The organism is Xenorhabdus littoralis (assembly GCF_033949345.1).
GTDB classification, from domain to species: domain Bacteria; phylum Pseudomonadota; class Gammaproteobacteria; order Enterobacterales; family Enterobacteriaceae; genus Xenorhabdus; species Xenorhabdus littoralis.
On the sequence record NZ_VCDP01000077.1, the window covers coordinates 1 to 3,235 of the forward strand.

Genomic DNA, 3,235 nt, shown 5'->3' on the forward strand with positions numbered 1-3,235 from the left:
TGTCTGGCAGTGCCCTACTCTCGCATGGGGAGACCCCACACTACCATCGGCGCTGCGGCGTTTCACTGCTGAGTTCGGCATGGGATCAGGTGGGACCACCGCGCTGTGGCCGCCAGACAAATTCTGTGTTCAATCCCGAACAAGCTGCTGGTAATATGCATTTGAAACCCACTCTCTCTCTCAATTCCCCGCAAAACACCTTCGGTGTTGTCAGGTTAAGCCGCACGGTTCATTAGTACCGGTTAGCTCAACGTATCGCTACGCTTACACACCCGGCCTATCTACGTCCTCGTCTCGAACGTTCCTTCAGTGTCCTCAAGGGACAAGGGAAGACTCATCTCAAGGCAAGTTTCCCGCTTAGATGCTTTCAGCGGTTATCTCTGCCGCACTTAGCTACCGGGCAATGCCATTGGCATGACAACCCGAACACCAGTGGTGCGTCCACTCCGGTCCTCTCGTACTAGGAGCAGCCCCTTTCAATCTTCCAACGCCCACGGCAGATAGGGACCGAACTGTCTCACGACGTTCTAAACCCAGCTCGCGTACCACTTTAAACGGCGAACAGCCGTACCCTTGGGACCTACTTCAGCCCCAGGATGTGATGAGCCGACATCGAGGTGCCAAACACCGCCGTCGATATGAACTCTTGGGCGGTATCAGCCTGTTATCCCCGGAGTACCTTTTATCCGTTGAGCGATGGCCCTTCCATTCAGAACCACCGGATCACTAAGACCTACTTTCGTACCTGCTCGAGCTGTCACTCTCGCAGTCAAGCTAGCTTATGCCTTTGCACTAACCTCACGATGTCCGACCGTGATTAGCTAACCTTCGTGCTCCTCCGTTACGCTTTGGGAGGAGACCGCCCCAGTCAAACTACCCACCAGACACTGTCCGCAGCCCGGATCACGGGCCGACGTTAGAACATCAAACATTCAAGGGTGGTATTTCAAGGTTGGCTCCGTGCAGACTGGCGTCCGCACTTCTCAGCCTCCCACCTATCCTACACATCAAGGCTCAAGGTTCAGTGTCAAGCTATAGTAAAGGTTCACGGGGTCTTTCCGTCTTGCCGCGGGTACACTGCATCTTCACAGCGAGTTCAATTTCACTGAGTCTCGGGTGGAGACAGCCTGGCCATCATTACGCCATTCGTGCAGGTCGGAACTTACCCGACAAGGAATTTCGCTACCTTAGGACCGTTATAGTTACGGCCGCCGTTTACTGGGGCTTCGATCAAGAGCGTCTCCTTACGGATAACCCCATCAATTAACCTTCCAGCACCGGGCAGGCGTCACACCGTATACGTCCACTTTCGTGTTTGCACAGTGCTGTGTTTTTATTAAACAGTTGCAGCCAGCTGGTATCTGCGACTGGCCTCGGCTCCGGGCGCCTGTCCCTTCACCTGCCGCCAGCGTGCCTTCTCCCGAAGTTACGGCACCATTTTGCCTAGTTCCTTCACCCGAGTTCTCTCAAGCGCCTGAGTATTCTCTACCTGACCACCTGTGTCGGTTTGGGGTACGATCCAATGTTACCTGATGCTTAGAGGCTTTTCCTGGAAGCAGGGCATCAACCACTTCAGCACCGTAGTGCCTCGTCATCACGCCTCAGTGTTCACAGCCGTCCGGATTTACCAGGACCGCCCACCTACACGCTTAAACCGGGACAAACCGTCGCCCGGCCGGCCTAGCCTTCTCCGTCCCCCCTTCGCAGTAACACCGGGTACAGGAATATTAACCTGTTGTCCATCGACTACGCCTTTCGGCCTCGCCTTAGGGGTCGACTCACCCTGCCCCGATTAACGTTGGACAGGAACCCTTGGTCTTCCGGCGAGCGGGTTTTTCACCCGCTTTATCGTTACTTATGTCAGCATTCGCACTTCTGATACCTCCAGCAAACCTCACAGTTCACCTTCAACGGCTTACAGAACGCTCCCCTACCCAACGACATCGGAATGTCGCTGCCGCAGCTTCGGTGCATGGTTTAGCCCCGTTACATCTTCCGCGCAGGCCGACTCGACCAGTGAGCTATTACGCTTTCTTTAAATGGTGGCTGCTTCTAAGCCAACATCCTGGCTGTCTGAGCCTTCCCACTTCGTTTCCCACTTAACCATGACTTGGGGACCTTAGCTGGCGGTCTGGGTTGTTTCCCTCTTCACGACGGACGTTAGCACCCGCCGTGTGTCTCCCGTGATAACATTCTTCGGTATTCGCAGTTTGCATCGGGTTGGTAAGTCGGGATGACCCCCTAGCCGAAACAGTGCTCTACCCCCGAAGATGACTTCACGAGGCGCTACCTAAATAGCTTTCGGGGAGAACCAGCTATCTCCCGGTTTGATTGGCCTTTCACCCCCAGCCACAAGTCATCCGCTAATTTTTCAACATTAGTCGGTTCGGTCCTCCAGTTAGTGTTACCCAACCTTCAACCTGCCCATGGCTAGATCACCGGGTTTCGGGTCTATACCCTGCAACTTAACGCCCAGTTAAGACTCGGTTTCCCTGCGGCTCCCCTAAACGGTTAACCTTGCTACAGAATATAAGTCGCTGACCCATTATACAAAAGGTACGCAGTCACCCTGATAAATCAAGGCTCCCACTGCTTGTACGTACACGGTTTCAGGTTCTGTTTCACTCCCCTCGCCGGGGTTCTTTTCGCCTTTCCCTCACGGTACTGGTTCACTATCGGTCAGTCAGGAGTATTTAGCCTTGGAGGATGGTCCCCCCATGTTCAGACAGGATACCACGTGTCCCGCCCTACTCATCGAACTCACGGCTGGTGCATCTTCGTGTACGGGGCTATCACCCTTTACTGCGCGCCTTTCCAGGCGCTTCCACTGACACACCAGCCGATGCTGGTTCTGGGCTCCTCCCCGTTCGCTCGCCGCTACTGGGGGAATCTCGGTTGATTTCTTTTCCTCGGGGTACTGAGATGTTTCAGTTCCCCCGGTTCGCCTCCTGCCCCTATGAATTCAGGACAGGATAGTGCAACGGATTGCACTGGGTTTCCCCATTCGGGTATCGCCGGGTATTGCGGGTCATATCCCCTTCCCGGCGCTTATCGCAGATTAGCACGCCCTTCATCGCCTCTGACTGCCTAGGCATCCACCGTGTACGCTTAGTCGCTTAACCTCACAACCCGAAGGTGTCTTCGGGCGGAGTTATTGAGAGACTCACCAGTGATGTCAAGTCACATCACTGATTGTTTCAAATTTTCAGCTTGTTCCAGATTGTTAAAGAGCAAA

2 rRNA genes are annotated in these 3,235 nt (G+C 54.4%); both read right to left on the minus strand.

Annotated elements, in window-relative coordinates:
- Window position 1: 1 nt before the first annotated feature.
- Window positions 2-117 (minus strand): 5S ribosomal RNA (gene rrf / locus FE394_RS16450).
- A 94-nt stretch (window positions 118-211) separates the two neighbouring features.
- A 23S ribosomal RNA gene (locus tag FE394_RS16455) occupies window positions 212-3,122 on the minus strand.
- Between the last annotated feature and the right edge of the window lie 113 nt (window positions 3,123-3,235).